Origin of the sequence: Dyadobacter flavalbus, assembly GCF_006149045.1 — a bacterium.
GTDB lineage: Bacteria > Bacteroidota > Bacteroidia > Cytophagales > Spirosomataceae > Dyadobacter > Dyadobacter flavalbus.
Genome location: NZ_VBSN01000027.1, coordinates 1,015,235 through 1,033,642, shown reverse-complemented (window position 1 = coordinate 1,033,642; position 18,408 = coordinate 1,015,235). Strand labels below are relative to the sequence as shown.

The 18,408-nt window shown below is 46.2% G+C and carries 14 protein-coding genes; 5 read left to right on the top strand and 9 right to left on the bottom strand.

The window, feature by feature from the left end:
- The coding region (locus tag FEM33_RS09510) for a RagB/SusD family nutrient uptake outer membrane protein (RefSeq protein ID WP_229214166.1) at positions 1-1,093 on the bottom strand (1,093 nt) is incomplete at its 3' end.
- On the bottom strand, positions 1,080-4,292 hold the full coding sequence (locus FEM33_RS09505; protein ID WP_139011780.1) for a SusC/RagA family TonB-linked outer membrane protein: 3,213 nt from the start codon (positions 4,290-4,292) through the stop codon (positions 1,080-1,082). The genes FEM33_RS09510 and FEM33_RS09505, both read right to left, overlap by 14 nt.
- 557 nt (positions 4,293-4,849) lie before the next feature.
- Between FEM33_RS09505 and FEM33_RS09500 the strand changes: the two genes are divergently transcribed.
- Entirely contained in the window at positions 4,850-6,217 is a 1,368-nt protein-coding gene (locus FEM33_RS09500; protein WP_139011779.1) for a vanadium-dependent haloperoxidase, read from the top strand.
- Here FEM33_RS09500 and nadB read toward each other — a convergent pair.
- The 6 genes from nadB to FEM33_RS09470 form a co-directional block, all read right to left on the bottom strand.
- Complete coding sequence (gene nadB, locus FEM33_RS09495) at positions 6,196-7,770, bottom strand: L-aspartate oxidase (RefSeq protein WP_139011778.1); 1,575 nt, start codon at positions 7,768-7,770, stop codon at positions 6,196-6,198. The two genes, FEM33_RS09500 and nadB, sit on opposite strands and share 22 nt — an antisense overlap.
- Positions 7,771-7,801: 31 nt before the next feature.
- Complete coding sequence (nadA, locus tag FEM33_RS09490) at positions 7,802-8,797, bottom strand: quinolinate synthase NadA (protein ID WP_139011777.1); 996 nt, start codon at positions 8,795-8,797, stop codon at positions 7,802-7,804.
- Positions 8,798-8,952: 155 nt separating this feature from the next.
- Positions 8,953-10,374 (bottom strand): inorganic phosphate transporter, encoded by a 1,422-nt coding sequence (locus FEM33_RS09485; protein ID WP_139011776.1) that lies wholly within the window; start codon positions 10,372-10,374, stop codon positions 8,953-8,955.
- A gap of 162 nt (positions 10,375-10,536) precedes the next feature.
- Entirely contained in the window at positions 10,537-11,589 is a 1,053-nt protein-coding gene (gene rlmN / locus FEM33_RS09480; protein WP_139011775.1) for a dual-specificity RNA methyltransferase RlmN, read from the bottom strand.
- Between the two features lie 125 nt (positions 11,590-11,714).
- Positions 11,715-12,281, bottom strand: coding sequence for a CvpA family protein (locus tag FEM33_RS09475; RefSeq protein WP_139011774.1), 567 nt, complete (start codon positions 12,279-12,281; stop codon positions 11,715-11,717).
- Complete coding sequence (locus tag FEM33_RS09470; RefSeq protein WP_139011773.1) at positions 12,278-12,727, bottom strand: GatB/YqeY domain-containing protein; 450 nt, start codon at positions 12,725-12,727, stop codon at positions 12,278-12,280. The genes FEM33_RS09475 and FEM33_RS09470 overlap by 4 nt, the downstream gene beginning before the upstream one ends.
- Before the next feature lie 146 nt (positions 12,728-12,873).
- Between FEM33_RS09470 and FEM33_RS09465 the strand changes: the two genes are divergently transcribed.
- Complete coding sequence (locus FEM33_RS09465; RefSeq protein WP_139011772.1) at positions 12,874-13,593, top strand: pyridoxine 5'-phosphate synthase; 720 nt, start codon at positions 12,874-12,876, stop codon at positions 13,591-13,593.
- 84 nt (positions 13,594-13,677) lie between these two features.
- Here FEM33_RS09465 and FEM33_RS09460 read toward each other — a convergent pair whose 3' ends face one another.
- A complete protein-coding gene (locus FEM33_RS09460) occupies positions 13,678-13,980 on the bottom strand; it encodes an SCP2 sterol-binding domain-containing protein (protein WP_139011771.1) in 303 nt (100 codons plus the stop codon).
- Between the two features lie 155 nt (positions 13,981-14,135).
- Here FEM33_RS09460 and FEM33_RS09455 point away from each other — a divergent pair, with 155 nt between their 5' ends.
- The 3 genes from FEM33_RS09455 (at position 14,136) to xylA (ending at position 18,375) form a co-directional block, all read left to right on the top strand.
- Complete coding sequence (locus FEM33_RS09455) at positions 14,136-14,618, top strand: hypothetical protein (protein ID WP_229214165.1); 483 nt, start codon at positions 14,136-14,138, stop codon at positions 14,616-14,618.
- A gap of 94 nt (positions 14,619-14,712) precedes the next feature.
- Complete coding sequence (locus FEM33_RS09450; RefSeq protein ID WP_139011770.1) at positions 14,713-16,833, top strand: peptidylprolyl isomerase; 2,121 nt, start codon at positions 14,713-14,715, stop codon at positions 16,831-16,833.
- 213 nt (positions 16,834-17,046) lie between these two features.
- Positions 17,047-18,375, top strand: a complete 1,329-nt coding sequence (xylA, locus tag FEM33_RS09445) for a xylose isomerase (protein ID WP_139011769.1) — start codon at positions 17,047-17,049, stop codon at positions 18,373-18,375.
- Positions 18,376-18,408 lie beyond the last annotated feature (33 nt).

Sequence of the window (18,408 nt, the reverse complement as noted above, 5' to 3'; positions counted from 1 at the left end):
CCAGAAGGCCGATCGGCGTGTTGCCTGCCCAGTTGTGGTAGCCGTTCGGACCGTTGTTCAATCCGGTCTGGCGAGCGCCTTCACTTAAACTCGGCGTAAAGTAGCGGCCGAAGATGATCTCGCTGCCCGCTGATGCATCCAGGGTCTTGTCTGCACTTCCGCCGCCCATCGAGATCGAGATGTAGTTCAGCTTGCCTTCCGCAGCACTTACCGGCGCGGTCAGGTTGAGCTTGTAGCCGCGGCTTGCCGTCAGGTCCAGCACCGTCTTGGCTGCGGTCTGTGCCGCTTTCCAGCGTGCCTTGCGGTCACCGGAAAGATACCCCAGGAACTCAGGCTTGGCATAAGCAGCAATTACGCTGGACTTGGCCTTTGCGGTCGGGATGTCGTGCAAATCACTGGCCGCATACAGAAGGATACGGGATTTAAGCGCCAGCGCAGCTTCTTTCGTAGCACGGCCTTTGACCAGCGTCTTGCCTTCCAGCAGCATGGCCGCACTGTCGGCATTGGTCACAATGAAGCTGACGCATTCCTCAAAGGTGTTGCGGGCCACGGCATAGTCCTCGTTCAAATCGTATACCTTGGTGATCAGCGGAACAGAACCGTAGTAGCGCACCAGCTGGTGATAATAGTAGGCACGAAGGAAATAAGCTTCGCCCATCAGCCTGCTTTTCAGCGTCTCATCGGTGAAAGTGGCCGTTTTCAGGTTCTGGATCGCGATGTTGGTCGCACGTATGCGCTGGTACATCGGGCTCCATCCGTAGGTATCGTCCACCCAGCCCAGGTTGGAAGGGCTCAGACTTCCTTCGTTGACCGTGTTGATGTTGCGGCCCGTATGCGTGAAGACGGCTTCGTCCGAGAGCGAGGCCAGCATCTGCTCGCTGAAACCACCCTGCTGAAGACCGGAGTAAATGCCGGTAACAAATGCCTCTGAAAGTGCGCCGTCCGTCCAGACCTGCTCGCTTGCAATCTCGCTCGGAGGCGTTACGTCCAGAAAATCCGTGTCGCAGGAAGATAAGCCTCCGGTAAGCAGTGCAGCAATGACAATTATATTTTTAAAATTCAATTTCATGATTTTTATCTTAGAATGATACACGAACACCAGCGTTAACGATTTTTGACTGAGGATAGTATTGACCACTTGTTGTAGTCGCTTCCGGATCCCAGATTTTGATCTTGTCGATAGTGAAAAGGTTAAGTCCGTTTACATAAACCCGGAACCTGCTCAATCCCAGTTTGGAACCGATTTCAGAAGGCAGATTGTAACCCAGCTCAATGTTTTTAAGACGCAGGTAATTGTTGCTTTTCAGAAAGTAATTATTGAAACCAGCATTACCGGTATTGGTATAATAAGCATTGTTCCGGTTAGTAAGGCGCGGATAATCGTTTGTAGGATTATCGATGGTCCAGCGGTGATCGTAGTCGTATTTCAGATAGTTACCGATATCGCCGGATTCTGTCAGACCCACCAGCTGAAGACCGCCGGTTGCTCCCTGGAATAACACAGACAAGTCAAATGCTTTGTAACCCAGATTGATGGAAGCACCGCCTGTAAACCATGGACGCTGTACTTTTTCGCTGCGGATACGGTCGTCTGCATTGATCTTGTTGTCATTATTAACATCCTGGAATTTCATGTCGCCCGGGCGAAGTGTTCCGGTAATTGGCGTATAGTCAATTGTATTGGCATCGATTTCAGCCTGATCTTTGAAAACACCGTCGAATTGATACACCAGAAACGATCCGTAAGGCATGCCTGTTGATCTTTGATACGATGGTGCGCCCGGTGTTTCATCCCAGTATTTGATCTGGTTTTTGGCATAACCTCCGTTTACACTTACGGAATATGTAAAATCGTTGATGCTTCCGTCGTAGCTAACTTTAAACTCCCATCCTTTGTTCTGCAGTTTTCCAAGGTTTTGGGGAGGAAGCTTGCCGTCGATACCCGCAGATGAAGGCGTAGAACCGGCTTTCGGGATCAGGATATTGGAACGATTGTTCACAAAGTAATCAAATTCAAAGGCTACTTTATCGCGGAACAATGTACCCTCGATACCGAAGTTGCTGTTGTTTGCTACTTCCCATGTAAAGCTGTTGTTTGCAACTCGCGATTCAAGAAGCGTCTTGGCAACCTGATCGTTGATCACGTACTGGCCAAATCCCATTGTGGAAAGATACTGGTATTCAGCAAGTGTTTCGGTTCCAAGGAAATAAGGCTCTGCTCCCATTTGTCCCCACGATCCGCGCAGCTTAACGTTGTTTACGAAACGGACATTGTTTTTCCAGAACTCTTCTTCCGAAATTCTCCATCCGGCAGAAATACCCGGGAAGAAACCGAAACGGCCATCTTTTGGAAATACATAGGAGCCATCAGCACGCCAGAGGAATTCAGCCAGGTATTTTTCTTTGAAGTTGTAACCCGCACGGCCGAAATAGCTCAAACGCGCACGTTTGAACAAATCGTAGTTTCCGATGTTCTGCTCAGGCGTTCCACCGGCAAATAACTGATCAACAACCGGTGAAAGGAAATAGCGTCGGTAAGCAAAGAAACCGTCTGCATCCACTTTTTCACGCTGGATACCTGCCATTACATTGAAATTGTGCGATCCGATTGATTTCTCGTAAGAAACCTGGCCGGTAAGCTGTATGGACAATTCCTGAAACGAACTTTCCGTTAAACGCGGGTCATTGAAAGTAGAACGTACAGAACCTGTCAGCAAAGGGCTGGTCCCATCTGCTTCAAAGGATTTTTTGTCCCAGTAATACAATGTCCATGGTTTCTGGAACGATTTCTGACGGCGAATCTGCTTATCTACAGCAGCCATGGCAGTTACTTTCAGTCCGTTTACGCCCGGAATAAGAATATCTAGGGATCCGTTTGTCTGGATGAAATCTCTTTTGTCATTGTTATAACCGGTTGTATTGGTCGTAATTACAGCCGGGTTCTGACCGTTTTCGATATCCGGACCCGGACGTCCGTCCGGCCAGATGGCGATTTCAGTCGGTTTACCGCGCATCAGCATACGAAAGATATCACCCGCGCCACCGCCGTTCGGGAAATGCCTGAACTCTTCGCGCAGTGCAACACCAAGGTTTGCGCTTACATATTTGTTGATTTTGGTATCCAGATTGATACGCATGTCATATTGCTTGTAACCTGTTGCCGAGTTCACGTAATATCCGTCCTGATTGATATAACCCAATGAAGCAAGGTATTTGATGTTTTCGCTTCCTCCTGTCAATTGCACGTTATGACGTTGCTGCGGAGCCCAGTTACGGATTACCGATTTGTACCAGTCTGTGTTCGGGTGCAGCAAAGGATCAGACCCGTCACGGAATTTCTGCATGTCTTCAGGACTGAAAGTAGCTGTCAGTACATTTCCATTGTCTGTTCTTGTATAAGATCCGGTCGTATTGAAACCCTGCAAAGCATTACCCCATTGTCCGACAGGGAGGTTATCATAAATCTGCAATTCGTTACGGATCGTTGCATATTCCGAAGCGTTAGACATTTCAGGCGTACGTGTTGGCCTTGACATACCCATATTAAAATCATAGGCCAATTGCGGCTTGCCTGATTTTCCACGCTTGGTGGTGATCAGGATGACCCCGTTTCCTGCACGCGAACCGTAAATTGCAGCCGCAGCATCTTTCAGAACGGAAATACTTTCAATGTCGGCCGGATTGATCCGGTCCAGACCGCCGCTCCGGTTGGGAACACCATCCACAACGATCAGTGCATTGCTGTTACCCAGCGAGTTGGTTCCCCGGATGCGGATCGCCGATCCGTCATAACCCGGCTCACCGCTGGACTGTACGGCAGAAACGCCCGGAAGACGGCCGCCCAGCGTGTTGGAAAGGTTGGCGGCAGGCGCTTTCTGAAGCTCCGCTCCTTTCACAGCTGTAACCGAGCCGGTAAGCGTTGCTTTCTTGGCTGTACCGTAACCCACAACCACTACTTCAGTCAAAGCTTTGGTATCGGAAATCAGCGTAACATCCAGATTGGACTGATTTCCAATGCTTATCTCCTTTGTTAAATAACCGATAAAAGAAAAAACCAGTGTTCCGTTCTTTTCAGCGGCAATGGAATAAAGCCCATCATTATCCGTAACGGTACCAGCCGTGGTTCCTTTTACGACCACACTTACACCGGGCAGTGCCACGCCCGTATCATCTTGAACCTTCCCTTTGATGACGTTCTGAGCATATACACCTGCCAGAGAAGCCATGACCATGGAAAGAGAAAAAATACTCCGCATCAGATTACGGAATACCCGTTCAGTAGAAAATCTCATAAATAAATTGTTAGGTTGAGATAAAAATTTGTAAAATCTGGATTGCGTCATTTGGTACACCGGAGTGCACATAAACGCTCATCGGACCCAAGCGAAGGCCTGTCCGGCATATTAAGAATGAAGTTTTTGAAAAGGAGAATTTTTACATATGTTAAAGTTAAGTGGGTTATTAAAATAATTCAGGCATCCATTACTTAAACAACAAAGTTTTAACCAGGCAAAAAATTACCCGTATTTACTAATTACAGGAACTTGATGGATAAGTACCAAGTTTTAAAATTTACCCGGTTAATTATGCAAAAAGATATTAAAATTTTAACAAATAAAAGCATTCCTGTTTTTGGAATATGCATTCTAAAAAAATAACAATAATTTTATAAATAAAAGGACAATTCTGATTTTTGTAGCCATAAGTTTACTTATGGAATAAATCGGTATATAATTGACAAAAGCAGATCTGTACAATTGCCCTGTTGAAAAATCAATGAAGTCAGTTGTAAATTTGTGCTTATATTCGCGATGTTTTTTGATTACTTCCAACACCTTTGCATACACGAATGAAATTCCGCTTACTTTTTTTGATCTTCATCGGTTCACTGTACGCTTGCAAAAAAAATGTTACTCCCGAGGAGTACAATGCAAAAGCCGCTGATCCGGGATTATTTCATGAAACAACCACGCATCTTACCGATGTGATTATCCATGATATTTTCAAACCGCCGGTTGCAAGCCGGATTTACAGCTATTCTTTTCTGGCTGCATACGAAGCGCTGGCTCCCGGTTACCCTGAATACCAGTCACTTGGAAATCAACTTGTAAAGTTCAACACACCGCCCAAACCGGATTCCGGAGTTGCTTACTGCTTTCCGCTTGCCAGTATAAAGGCTTTTACACAGGTTGGAAGAACGCTTACTTTCTCCGGTGACATGTGGGATAACTACGAAAAAGACCTGTTTGAAAAGTACCGGAAAATGGGTATTCCCGACGACGTATATGAACGTTCAATGGCTTACGGTGATACGGTGGCAAAACATGTGCTGGCGCATGCGGCAAAAGACCATTACAAAGAAATACGCGGTTATCGCTATACGGTAACCAACAAGCCCGGAACATGGGTACCGACTCCGCCCACATACGCCGATGCCTGCGAACCGATGTGGAATACCGTCCGGACATTTGCACTGGATTCCGTAACACAGTTTTTGTGCCCGCCGCCTGCCAAATATGACCTGGACAAAAACAGTAAGTTCATGGGGCTCGCCATGGAAGTTTACAACATGGGGAAAACGCTGACTGAAGAACAGAAAGCAACGGCTTACTTCTGGGATGACAATGCATTTGTAACCAATGTCGTAGGCCATGCCATGTTTGCCAATAAAAAGATGACGCCGGCCGGTCACTGGCTTGCCATTGTAAAAACGGTTTCAATTGATAAAAAACTGAACCTTATACAAGCGACAGAAGCCTATACATTAAGCGCACTGGCCATATTTGACGCTTTTGTAGCCTGCTGGGACGAAAAATACAGAACGGTGAGGATCCGGCCGGAAACGGTTATCAATAACAACTGGGACCCGAACTGGAGGCCATTTCTGGAAACACCGGCTTTTCCTGAATATGTAAGCGGGCACAGCTCCATTTCAGCTGCCTGCGGAACAGTGCTTACGCAGCTCATCGGAGATAATGTTGCTTTTACCGACACGACTGAAAAGAAATACGGGCACGGCGTCAAGTCTTTCAAATCATTTGAAGATGCATATTGGGACGCTTCCATAAGCCGTGTTTATGGCGGAATCCATTACCGAGACGGCGTTGAGGAAGGAACGCATCTTGGTCAGAAGGTAGGCAGCAACGTCCTTAGAAGAGCCATTACGCGCAAAAGCCGTAACGTTCTTGCAAAAAATCAGGCATTGTCCAGATTGTAATGCAAACCGATATTTTCTCTTCGTGCCATGGCCATTTTGATAATCAGGTAAGAAACCGAAATCATATTGCGGAGCTCACAGATTGCAACTGAAACCTTGGACTCTCTGTACAATTGTTCATGTTCCTGATGCAACAGTTCCAGCCGGCTGTAAGCGCGTTTCATACGACGGTCTGTACGTACAATGCCCACGTAATTGGACATAATGCTGTTCAGTTCACGCGTCATTTCAGTAACCAGAACCTGTTCTTCGGGATGCGTTGTACCGGAATCGTCCCATTCCGGGATATTTGACGGAATGCTGGCATTTTTATAGCTTAAGATAGTGTCTTCATAAGCTCTGTGTCCGAAAACAACGGCTTCCAGCAAGGAATTGGACGCCAGCCGGTTTGAGCCGTGCAGCCCCGTACAGGAACATTCCCCGACTGCATACAGAAAGTTAATGTTTGTTTTTCCCCATTCATTTACCTTCACGCCGCCGCATAGATAATGCTGTGCGGGCACCACCGGAATCATATCTCTTCTGATGTCGATTCCGGCGTGCAGGCAGTATTCGGTAATGTTTGGAAAATGTTCAAGAAACTTGTCGTAATCGCAATGGCGCACGTCAAGATAAACATGATCCACGCCGTTTTTCTTCATTTCCGAGTCGATGGCGCGGGCTACGATATCTCTCGGCGCCAAAGAAAGCCGGCTGTCATAATTCTCCATGAAAGTACTGCCATCCGCTCTTTTCAGGATACCTCCAAAGCCGCGTACGGCTTCTGAAATCAGAAAGGAAGGCTTTTGCCCGGGCTGGTAAAAACTGGTCGGATGAAACTGGATAAATTCCATGTTATCGCAAATGCCCTTTGCGCGGTAAGCCATGGCAATGCCGTCGCCGGTTGCAATCGTCGGGTTGGTTGTACTCTGGTAAATATTCCCGATGCCGCCGGTTGCCAGCAAAGTTGTTTTTGCCAGAAATTTCTCAACCTGACCCGTTTCCCGGTTCAGAACGTATGCGCCAAAGCACTGAATATCTTCACGGTAACGGTATACGGTCTCGCCCAAATGATGCTGCGTAATCAGTTCAACTGCATAATAATGCGTAAAAATCTGAATGCTTTTATGGCGGTTTACTTCTTCCAGCAGCGCCCGCTCGATTTCAGCGCCGGTTATATCCTTGAAATGCAAAATACGATGGTCGGAATGCCCGCCTTCTTTGGCCAGATCGTATTCACCTCCGATTTCCTTGTCGAACCGGGTGCCGTAATCAATCAGCTCCTGAATTCTTTGCGGTGCTTCACGGACTACAATTTCAACAATGTTTCGTTTATTTACTTCATCCCCCGCATCCATTGTGTCCTGAATATGCTTTTCAAAAGAATCCGATTCCGCCCAAACCACGGCGATTCCGCCTTGCGCATATTTGGTGTTGGTTTCGTCCGCCTGCACTTTTGTAATGACAGCAATGGAAACTTCCTGCTTCAGACCGTCAAAATAGCGCGCAAGTTTGGCAGCATAACTTAGTCCGGCAATTCCCGAACCGATAATCAGAAAATCAAATTGGGGCATAAATTAAATCAATTAGGGGTTGTTTACAAATCTAGATGCCTTTGCTCAGTTCCAGCATGCGTGCAACAGATTCATAAGCTTTAAGCCTGATATTTTCCGGAACAAAAATTTCGGGCTGCTCGTAATAAAGCGCATTATACACTTTTTCAAGCGTGTTCATTTTCATATAAGGGCATTCGGAGCACGCGCAGGTATTATTGTCAGATCCGGGTGCAGGAATCAGCTTTTTATCTGGAACCGATTGTTTCATTTTATGCAGAATGCCTGCTTCCGTTGCCACAATGAATTTATCATGCTGCGATTCTTTGACAAATTTCAGAAGCCCGGTTGTGGAACTTACAAAATCGGCCTGTAACAGAATATCTTCCTTGCATTCGGGATGTGCGATGAGCAGTGCATCCGGGTTTTCTTCTCTGAGCTTCTGAAGTTTTTCTCTTGAAATATCAATATGTACAATGCAGGCGCCGTCCCACAAAACCATATCGCGGCCTGTTTTATGCGCAACGTACCGGCCCAGGTTTGCATCCGGCGCAAAAATGATTTTCTGATCTTTCGGAAGACTGTCTACAATCTGCAACGCATTGGAAGAAGTACAGACAATGTCTGTCAATGCTTTTATTTCAGCAGAGCAATTGATGTAACTGATTACAAGATGATCCGGATACTGCGCCTTGAAAGCCGCAAACTTGTCTGCCGGTGCCGAATCGGCCAGTGAACAGCCGGCATTCAGATCCGGAATGACTACTTTTTTATTCGGGCTTAAAACCTTTGCTGTTTCGCCCATAAAATGAACGCCGCAAAAAACGATCATATCCGCTTCAGTAGCTGCAGCCTGCTGCGAAAGGCCCAGACTGTCACCAATGTAATCGGCTATATCCTGAATTTCAGCATCAACATAATAATGCGCCAGAATGACTGCATTTTTCTCTTTTTTCAAACGGTTTATTTCGGCAATCAAATCAATATCCTCTGCAACTGCTTCGGTCACGTAGCCGTAACGGTTTACCTGCTCTTCAATGGTTGTCATTATAATGAATTATTGGCTTTTAGTTATTCTTAAAAATCCACGCTCAATTTACAATATTAAACCAATGAAAAGCAAAGAAAGTGCGGCACCTTTCCATACGGTACCACACTTTCTGGCATTTAGCCGTTTTTAAGAATATTTTGATTCAGATTTTTTTACAATATCCAGCGGAAGAACACATACAAGGTGCCGGATAAAACCATTGTAACGGGAAGTGTGAGAATCCATGCGATCACGATGTTCCGGATCGTTCCGCCCTGCAGGTTTTTGACCCCTTTACTGGCCACCATGGAGCCGGCAATTCCGGAAGAAAGCACGTGGGTTGTACTTACAGGAAGTCCCATATAAGATGAAACGCCGATGGTGCTTGCCGCAACAAGTTCAGCCGAGGCGCCCTGTGCGTATGTAAGATGCTGCTTCCCGATTTTTTCACCGATTGTAACCACGATTCTTTTCCAGCCGACCATTGTTCCGAGGCCGAGCGAAAGAGAAATCATCAGGATTACCCAGTCCGGCGCATAATCCGTATAGCGTCTGATCCCACTTTCACCGGCAGACTGATTTTTCAGAAATGCTTCGTCGCTTGCGCCCAGATTGGCGTGTCCGTTGTCCAGGATTGTTTTCATGTTCCGGCTGATCAGCAACAGAGAACGGCGGGCGTTCATACGCTGTTCCAGAGGAAGCTGGTTATCAACTAATGGCTTGCTGATCTGAGCAGTCAGGCCGACAATTTCATCTTTTATGGTCTGTAAATGGCCGCGGTCCGAAATAGAAAGTCTGGTAGAATCAATACGGTTTACAATTTGCCCGATCTGTATCAGTTCACTTTTCATTTCCACCGGATTTTTGCTGCTGTCCATGGCAAAATGAGCCGGCACGATGCTGATCAGAATAAGCATGACAAGCCCAACGCCTTTTTGCCCGTCGTTGGAGCCGTGAAAGAAACTCACCAGCGTACAGGTTGTAATCAGAATGGCACGGATCCAGATGGGCGGCGGCTGATTTTTTTTGGGCTCGCTGAACACCACTTCGCGCAACGGCTTGGAAAGTGTACGCCGGATAATGAACATAATGATAATGGCAAGCGCAAACCCGAATATCGGTGAAGTGAGCAGCGACATAAACAGTTCTTTTGCCTTTGACCAGTTTACGCCTGCTCCGTAAGAGTTTTCCGGCATGAAGGTAAATGCCAGCCCGACACCCAGAATGGAACCAATGAGCGTATGCGAACTGGAACTCGGAAGTCCGAAATACCACGTCCCAAGGTTCCAGATAATGGCGCTCAGCAACAATGCAAACACCATGGCGGCACTGTGATATACATTCTGGTCAATGAGCAGCTCGACGGGAAGCAGGTTTACGATACCCATCGCAACCGCAATTCCCCCGAAAAAAACACCCAGGAAATTCATAAATCCTGACCAGATAACGGCAATGTTGGGTTTCAGGGAATTGGTATAAATCACAGTAGCCACCGCGTTGGCAGTATCGTGAAAACCATTTACAAATTCAAATGCACAAGCCGCCAGAATACTAAAAGCAAGGAGGAGAAAAATGTCGGTTTCAAGACCAAACATAAAGGCAGAATATAAGTTATTTAAAAGAACTTTCAGCTAATGATTGCAATGTGAATTAAGGTTTTTACACGCTTGCGAAAACTGATTTTGGGCACAAAACTAGTTATTCTAATCAGATGCAATATTATTAAATTGTTAAATCTGGATAATTTTCAGCGCGGATTATGCCACTTCCTTGTTTGCCAGCTGTCCGCAGGCAGCATCAATATCCTTTCCTCTACTCCTTCTCACATGTACAGAAACGCCTCTGTCTTCCAGAAATGCAGCAAATTTGTCGAGCCGGTCTGCTTCGGTATTTTTAAAATCCGCTTCTGCAATCGGGTTGTATTCAATAATATTTACTCTGGCCGGAACGCGGCGGGTAAAATCCCAAAGCTCTTTTGCGTCCTGCAAAGTATCATTAAAGTTGTTAAAAACAATGTATTCAAAAGTAATGCGGTTGCTGGTTTTTGCATAAAAGTAATTCAGTGCTTCGGCAAGGTTATCCAGCGAGTTGGATTCATTGATCGGCATGATCTGGTTCCGCTTTTCATCATTGGCTGCATGCAGCGACAAAGCAAGGCGGAAACGAACCTGATCATCGCCCAGTTTTTTAATCATTTTTGCAATACCCGCCGTTGAAACCGTAATGCGTTTTGGCGACATGTTCAGGCCTTCCGGAGAAGTAATGTGCTCGATGGACTGCAAAACGTTGGCATAATTCAGCAAGGGTTCGCCCATTCCCATGTATACAATGTTGGTCAATGGCGTTTTGAAACTGCCTTCTGCCTGACGTGCAATGGTTACAACCTGATCATAAATCTCGCTTGCTTCCAGATTGCGTTTTCGGTCCATATAGCCGGTCGCGCAGAATTTGCAAGTCAGCGAGCATCCGACCTGACTGCTTACGCAGGCTGTCATGCGGTCGGCGGCAGGAATCAGCACACCTTCCACCAGATTGCCGTCAAAAAGGCGGAATGCCGATTTGATGGTTCCGTCGTTGCTTTGCTGCTGCTTGGCAATTTCAAGAGAATGGATCACGAAATGATCGTTCATCAGCTGGCGCGTAGCAAGCGAAAGATTGGTCATTTCATCAAAAGAATGAGCGGATTTTTTCCATATCCATTCATAAATCTGTTTGGCACGAAAAGCCTTTTCGCCATGCGCAGCCATCCAGGTTTTGATCTGTTCAATGGTCAGTTTCCTTATATCCTGTTTGTTCTGTAATTCGGTCATTATTTTTCTGTATATCAAATCGGCTGTATCCGATTTTCTCAAGTGTAAAGGTATTTAAACCCGGTCATGAAAACGTAACTGTTCTGCTGTTTTGAAAGTTCAATCAGTTCAGCTTCCTTTCATTATCAATACGTTATTCGGTTCAGCAAAGAAGCGTTTTCATCATCAAGATAATCCCGTTTCCATTCGCGGATCAGGTCCGTACCTTCCGGCATAATGGACAATGCTTTCGTAATAACCGAAGGGGCAATGGGCACAACGAGCGGATAAAGCCAGGTGTCTTCGGTGCGGTGTGCCGGAATTTTGACGCCGATTGTATTGACCAGCCAGAAAAATACGCTGATGCCGAAAACCCAGGTAAAAACGCCAACCATGGCTCCGGCAAAGCTGTCGAAAGTGCCTAGAATGGAATACCGCAATGACCTCCGAATCTTGTAACCGAATTGATTTAAAAGAAAAACAGTAGGAAAAAAGATGGCTGAAAACCCGACATAAGGAAGAATTCGCCGGGCTACGCCTGCACTGACATGCGGCGTCAGGATTTCCATGCCCAGCCCCAGAAATTTAAAGCCAAGGATCATGGCTACCACCAGACCTGCAATACCGATTATTTCAATCAGAAGTCCTTTGCGGTAACCATGCAATGCGCCCCATAGCAGCGGAACGAGGATGAGCACATCCAGTAACTTCATGCCAGCAATCCCTTCACCAAAGTGGATACTACGCGACCGTCGGCTTGTCCGGCCAGTTCTTTTGTAGCAGCGCCCATTACTTTCCCCATATCGGCAGGGCCAGAAGCGCCTACGCGCGTGATTATTTCCTGCAATTTGGCCTTGATTTCATCTTCTGTCAATTGCTTTGGAAGGAACTGCTCGATGATGGCCAGTTCTGCTTCTTCTTTTTCCAGCAGGTCCGCACGGTTCTGGGCTTTGTAAATATCGGCAGATTCGCGGCGCTGCTTGGCTGCTTTGGTCAACAGTTTAAGTTCATCATCCGCAGTGAGTTCGCCGCTTCCGCCTCCTTTTGTTTCTTCCAGTAATATAAGCGACTTTATGGCGCGTAACGCACGTAAAGTATCCTGATCTTTGGCCCGCATGGCATCTTTAATGCCTGATTCAACCTGACTTTTAAGTGACATGGTATGTAATTAAATGAATGAATTGTTAATTGTGAATGTGTGAATGCTAAATTTGTCCATGAGTCTGCAAAGTTACAGCAATCGTTACAAATTGCAGTCATCAGGTCATCAAGTCATTTTTTATTCACCCTATTCCCATTCACTCCATGACCCGGCTTAGCGTTAACATCAATAAAATAGCAACACTCCGGAACTCGCGCGGCGGAGACAATCCCAATGTTTTGAAAGTAGCGCTGGATTGTGAACGTTTCGGGGCACAGGGAATTACGGTGCACCCGCGTCCCGATGAACGGCATATTCGGTATCAGGACGTTTACGACCTGAAAGAAGTCGTTACAACGGAATTCAATATCGAAGGAAACCCTTCCGAAAAAAAGTTTGTGGAACTGGTGCTTGCCAACAAGCCGGAGCAGGTGACGCTTGTGCCGGACGCACTTCACGCCATTACATCCAATGCCGGCTGGGATACGGTTACCAACCGGACGGAACTCAGCATGCTTATCCAGACATTCAAGGCAGCCGGCATCCGTGTCTCTGTTTTTGTGGATCCGGACCCGAAAATGGTGGAAGGTGCCAAGCTATGCGGTGCAGACCGTGTTGAACTTTATACGGAACCTTACGCTGCGCACTATTTTGAAAACCGCCGTAAAGCAGTTCTTCCTTTTATCATAGCCGCGGAAAAAGCAAGGGAAGTCGGACTTGGCCTTAATGCCGGCCATGATCTCAGTCTGGACAATCTGCGTTTTCTGAAACAGAGCATTCCCTGGCTTGACGAAGTTTCCATCGGCCATGCACTGATTTCGGATGCGCTTTATCTCGGACTGGAAAATACGATCCAGATGTACCTGCGAGAACTGGAACTCTAATAACTATTACTGCCCGCTGCCGTAACAGGCCGGGCAGCAAATGATCAGGTTTTATTTAAAGAGAAAAACCTTCGATTCCGGCGATTAACGGTTCCCGAATTTTTCAGCTATTCTCATGGCTACACTCATATCGCCGTGAATTTTCAGCTTTCCGGTCATGTAAGCCATCATGGCGTTCAGCTCGCCGTCCATGAGTTTCAGCGCATTTTTGGTTGAAATATCAAAAGTACAGTCCGCTTCAAGATCCTGATCAGACACAGCGTTGGGAACCGATTTACCGTCAATAAACAAGGTACCTTCTTCGGTTTTGAACTTTACGGTAGCATCCAGCCCGCTGTCGGTTCCAAGCATATTTTTAACGCGGTCGGTAAGAATTTGCAAACTCATAAGTAACGTTTTTACGTTGTTGAAATAATTGTGGGACTCCAATTGACAAATGTATGTTCCCGGACAAGAATATTCAAATGCCTTTGGTGTTTTCACTGAAAACGACAATTTTTACACTCTTCATCGGAAAAACCTGCTGAATTATTTTATTAATAATGAACGAAACTATCGATCGTCCCCCTTTCCTTACCTTTTTATGTTACCTTACCTTTATAAGTTCTGTATTCGGGCTGTGGACTCAGTCTGAAAGACTATGGAACCCGGGCATTATGGCGGACGAAACGCGTGAACGGTTTGAAACGGTAAGGGAAAAACTGGATCAGCAAGCCGGAAGTGCAGATGCCAGGACAATGGAAAGCATGTTTGAATCCATTATCGAACAGACTACCCCGGAAACCATCAAGACGGGTGCAATCATTATGCTCATTTTTGAATCCATCTCGCTGTATGCCGCTTATCTGATGTGGAACCTGCAGAAAAAAGGCTTTTATCTGTATCTGGCCGGAATTGCCATTGCATTTCTTGCACCCATGCTGATCATTGGCGGCTGGCTCGGCACGATCAACTCCATAGCAGGCGTTTTGCTCAGTATGTTTATGCTGATTTTGTACGCTTTCAACCTGAAACACATGGAATAATGCTTTAAGCATCCAATTATTTGAAAATGGCTTGTAAGTCCTTGCATTCCATGAAGAAAAGATTTTATTTTGCGCACAAATTTGAATCGAGAAAATGGCTTTAATTAACAAAATCAGAGAAAAATCCGGGATTGCCGTGACGGTAATCGCTATCAGTTTAATTCTTTTTATGGTTGGAGGCGACCTGCTTGGCCCTAATTCTTCCATACTCGGAGGAGGTAACAGTCAGACGGTTGGAGAAATTGCAGGCAAGGAAATCAATATCAAGGATTTTCAGAGCCGGGTGGACGGTTTCCGCCAGAATTATGAAGCACAATCCGGCCGCAGCCTGAGCGAAAATGAACTTGCTTCTCTCAGAGATCAGGCGTGGAACCAGTACGTTGTGGATATTGCCTATAAAAAAGAATTTGACGATCTCGGACTGACCGTTACGGATGACGAACTTGTTGACATGGTTCAGGGAAATCACATCAGCCCTTCCATTCTTCAGGCATTTTCTGATCCTACAACGGGGAAATTTGACAAAAATGCAGTTGTCAATTATCTGAAAAACCTTAAAACGCTTCCGATTGACCAACAAAGATCATGGGAGAATTTTGAGAAAAGCCTTCGCGAAGAACGTACACGCACCAAATATGAAAACCTTCTGAAACTTTCTACTTACACCCCGAAAGCACAGGCCGAAAAGGAATATATCGCGCAAAGTACCAAAGCCAACCTGCGTTACCTTTATGTTCCTTATTTCTCGGTTGTAGACACAACGATCAAAGTTACGGATTCACAATTGGAAGAATACCTGAGTGCGCACCGCAAGGAATACAAAGGAACCGATACCCGTTCTATTGAATATGTAACTTTCCCGGTTCAGCCTGCCAAAGATGACAGCGCTGCGCTTTACAATGAAATCAAGGAACTTGCCAGAGGGCTTGCAACGGCTCCGAACGACTCGGCATTTGCCAGCATGAACTCTGATATTCCTTTGCCGATCAATATGTCGTATGCTACGATGTCGGATCAATTGAAAGAAGCAGTTAAGACGTTTGTTCCGGGCGGCGTTTATGGTCCGTACCGGGAAGGAAACACATATTACATCTATAAATACGGCGGTACCAAAGTGGATACAGCTTATTCTGCAAGAGCAAGCCACATCCTGATCCGTGCAGAAAACCAGTCTGATTCTGCAAAAGCTGCGGCACGTACCAAAGCAGAAGGCGTTCTTGCCCAAATCCGTGCAGGCGCAAACTTTGAAGCACTGGCTGCAACTTCCAGCGCAGATCCGGGTTCGGCACAGCGTGGCGGTGACCTTGGTTATTTTCAGAATAACGGAGCCATGGTCAAGCCTTTTGAAGAAGCGGTTTTCTCGGCATCGGCTCCGGGCTTAATCCCGAGACTAGTTGAAAGCCAGTTTGGCTTCCATATCATCAAAGTAACAGCGCCGAAATCAAATACGCTTTACCGCATTGCTGCCATCGGTAAAACAATCGCACCGAGCCAGGCAACGCGTGACGAAGCTTACAGAAAAGCGGATGAGTTTGCAAATTCTGTAAAAACGAAAGAACAATTTGACGAAGCTGTCAAAAAGAACAAATCGCTGGTAGTAGCCACTGCCAACCGCATTCCGGAATCAGCAACAAACATCAATGCAATCCAGAACGGACGTGAAATCGTAAGATGGGCGTTCAAGGATGATTCCAAAATCAATTCGGTATCGCAGGTTTTTGAAACAGAAGAACAGTACATTGTTGCCGTTCTTACGGGCAAATCGGATCAGAAAGACGTTAAAGTGGACGACTTCCGTGACGAGCTTACAACGAAAGTTCGTAATCAGATCAAAGCGGAACAGATTACCGCCAAGCTGAAAGGTGCAACGGGTGACCTTCCGACGATTGCCAAGAAATACGGTGCAGGCGCGTTGGTGGAATCGGCAACGGATATAACACTGGCAACCGGCTTCCTGACCAGCGCAGGATTTGATCCGATTGCACTCGGAAAAGCATTCAGCCTGAAACCCGGCCAGAAAACCGGCGTATTTACGGGTGAAAACGGCGTGTTTATCATGGAACTGGTGAGCAAAACAGAAGCTCCGAAAATTGCGGATTACACGCAGTACAAAACGCAGTTGACACAGTCGCTTGAAAGCCGGATGTCTTACCTTGTAAACGAGGCAATCCGTGAAAACGCGAAAATTGAAGACCGTCGCGCCAAATTCTTCTAAGACCATAATATTTTCCTGAAAAGAGGAGCAGAAATCATTTCTGCTCCTCTTTTTATTTATACTGCAATATTTTCAAAAAAAAACAATAGTATTGCAGTATGAAATGTCAATTCTACACTTAATAATAAAAGATTGCTTTCAGAACGATCAGGTATTGTCATGCCTTTCACGCGAATATCTTAAGAACATTTATAAAACAATAATCAGAAAACAATGAGCATCTTACTCGGAGAACAGGAGTATTTCAAAGGAATCGGGAAAATTGCATACGAAGGCCCTGAATCGGACAACCCGCTGGCTTACCGCTGGTATGATGAAAACCGCATGATTGCAGGCAAAAGCATGAAAGATCACCTTCGCTTTGCCATTGCTTACTGGCATTCATTCAACGGATCAGGGCTGGATCCATTTGGCGGGCCTACCCTGTTTTATCCATGGGATAACAAAAGCGATGCCATCGAACGTGCAAAAGACAAGGCGGATGCTGCATTCGAGCTGATTACCAAGCTGGGCGCGCCTTATTACTGCTTTCATGATATCGACGTTGTTGATTATACAGATGACGTACGCGACAATGAAAAACGCCTTCAGACCATGACGGAATATCTTGCCAAAAAACAGCAGGATTCAGGCGTAAAGCTGCTTTGGGGAACGGCGAATCTTTTTAGTCACCACCGTTATATGAACGGCGCTTCAACGAATCCTGACTTTGACGTGGTTGCCCATGCCGGTGCCCAGATCAAAACGGCGCTGGATGCCACAATCGCGCTTGGCGGTGAAAATTATGTATTCTGGGGCGGACGCGAAGGCTACATGACACTGCTTAATACGGACATGAAACGCGAGCAGGAACATTTTGCACAAATTCTGAAAATGGCTGTTGAATATGCACGCGGCAAAGGTTTCAAAGGTAAATTCTTCCTGGAACCAAAGCCTTGCGAGCCTACAAAACACCAGTATGATTATGATTCTGCAACTTGCATCGGCTTCCTTCGCCAGCACAATCTGCTGGATGATTTTGCACTGAACCTTGAAGTTAACCATGCTACTTTGGCTGGTCACACATTCGAGCATGAATTGCAGGTTGCGGCTGATGCCGGCATTCTCGGATCTATTGATGCAAACCGCGGCGACTATCAGAACGGATGGGATACAGACCAGTTCCCGACGGATATTGCTGAATGGACCAAAGCATTTCTTGTTATCCAGAAAGCAGGCGGCCTGAAAGGCGGCGGAATCAACTTTGATGCCAAACGCCGCCGTAACTCAACGGACGTGGAAGATGTATTCTACGCGCACATCGGCGGGATGGACACAGTTGCAAGAGCTTTGGTCATTGCTGACAAGATCATCCAGAACGGCGAATACGACAAAATCCGTACGGAGCGTTATGCAAGTTTCGACAGCGGAAAAGGTGCAGAATATGAAAGCGGAGCACTTCGTCTGGAAGATCTTTTCGAACTTGCCGCTACAAAAGGCGAACCGGCAACTATTTCCGGAAAGCAGGAATATCTTGAAAATCTGATCAACCGGTTTTTCTGATCTCTTATGGTATAAATAAAAAAACCGCCTTTA

Bases quoted from the DNA above. Each gene is read 5' to 3' on its own strand.
- FEM33_RS09505 (WP_139011780.1), bottom strand. From the start codon at position 4,292: ATGAGATTTTCTACTGAACGGGTATTCCGTAATCTGATGCGGAGTATT.
- FEM33_RS09500 (WP_139011779.1), top strand. From the start codon at position 4,850: ATGAAATTCCGCTTACTTTTTTTGATCTTCATCGGTTCACTGTACGCT.
- nadB (WP_139011778.1), bottom strand. From the start codon at position 7,770: ATGCCCCAATTTGATTTTCTGATTATCGGTTCGGGAATTGCCGGACTA.
- nadA (WP_139011777.1), bottom strand. From the start codon at position 8,797: ATGACAACCATTGAAGAGCAGGTAAACCGTTACGGCTACGTGACCGAA.
- FEM33_RS09485 (WP_139011776.1), bottom strand. From the start codon at position 10,374: ATGTTTGGTCTTGAAACCGACATTTTTCTCCTCCTTGCTTTTAGTATT.
- rlmN (WP_139011775.1), bottom strand. From the start codon at position 11,589: ATGACCGAATTACAGAACAAACAGGATATAAGGAAACTGACCATTGAA.
- FEM33_RS09475 (WP_139011774.1), bottom strand. From the start codon at position 12,281: ATGAAGTTACTGGATGTGCTCATCCTCGTTCCGCTGCTATGGGGCGCA.
- FEM33_RS09470 (WP_139011773.1), bottom strand. From the start codon at position 12,727: ATGTCACTTAAAAGTCAGGTTGAATCAGGCATTAAAGATGCCATGCGG.
- FEM33_RS09465 (WP_139011772.1), top strand. From the start codon at position 12,874: ATGACCCGGCTTAGCGTTAACATCAATAAAATAGCAACACTCCGGAAC.
- FEM33_RS09460 (WP_139011771.1), bottom strand. From the start codon at position 13,980: ATGAGTTTGCAAATTCTTACCGACCGCGTTAAAAATATGCTTGGAACC.
- FEM33_RS09455 (WP_229214165.1), top strand. From the start codon at position 14,136: ATGAACGAAACTATCGATCGTCCCCCTTTCCTTACCTTTTTATGTTAC.
- FEM33_RS09450 (WP_139011770.1), top strand. From the start codon at position 14,713: ATGGCTTTAATTAACAAAATCAGAGAAAAATCCGGGATTGCCGTGACG.
- xylA (WP_139011769.1), top strand. From the start codon at position 17,047: ATGAGCATCTTACTCGGAGAACAGGAGTATTTCAAAGGAATCGGGAAA.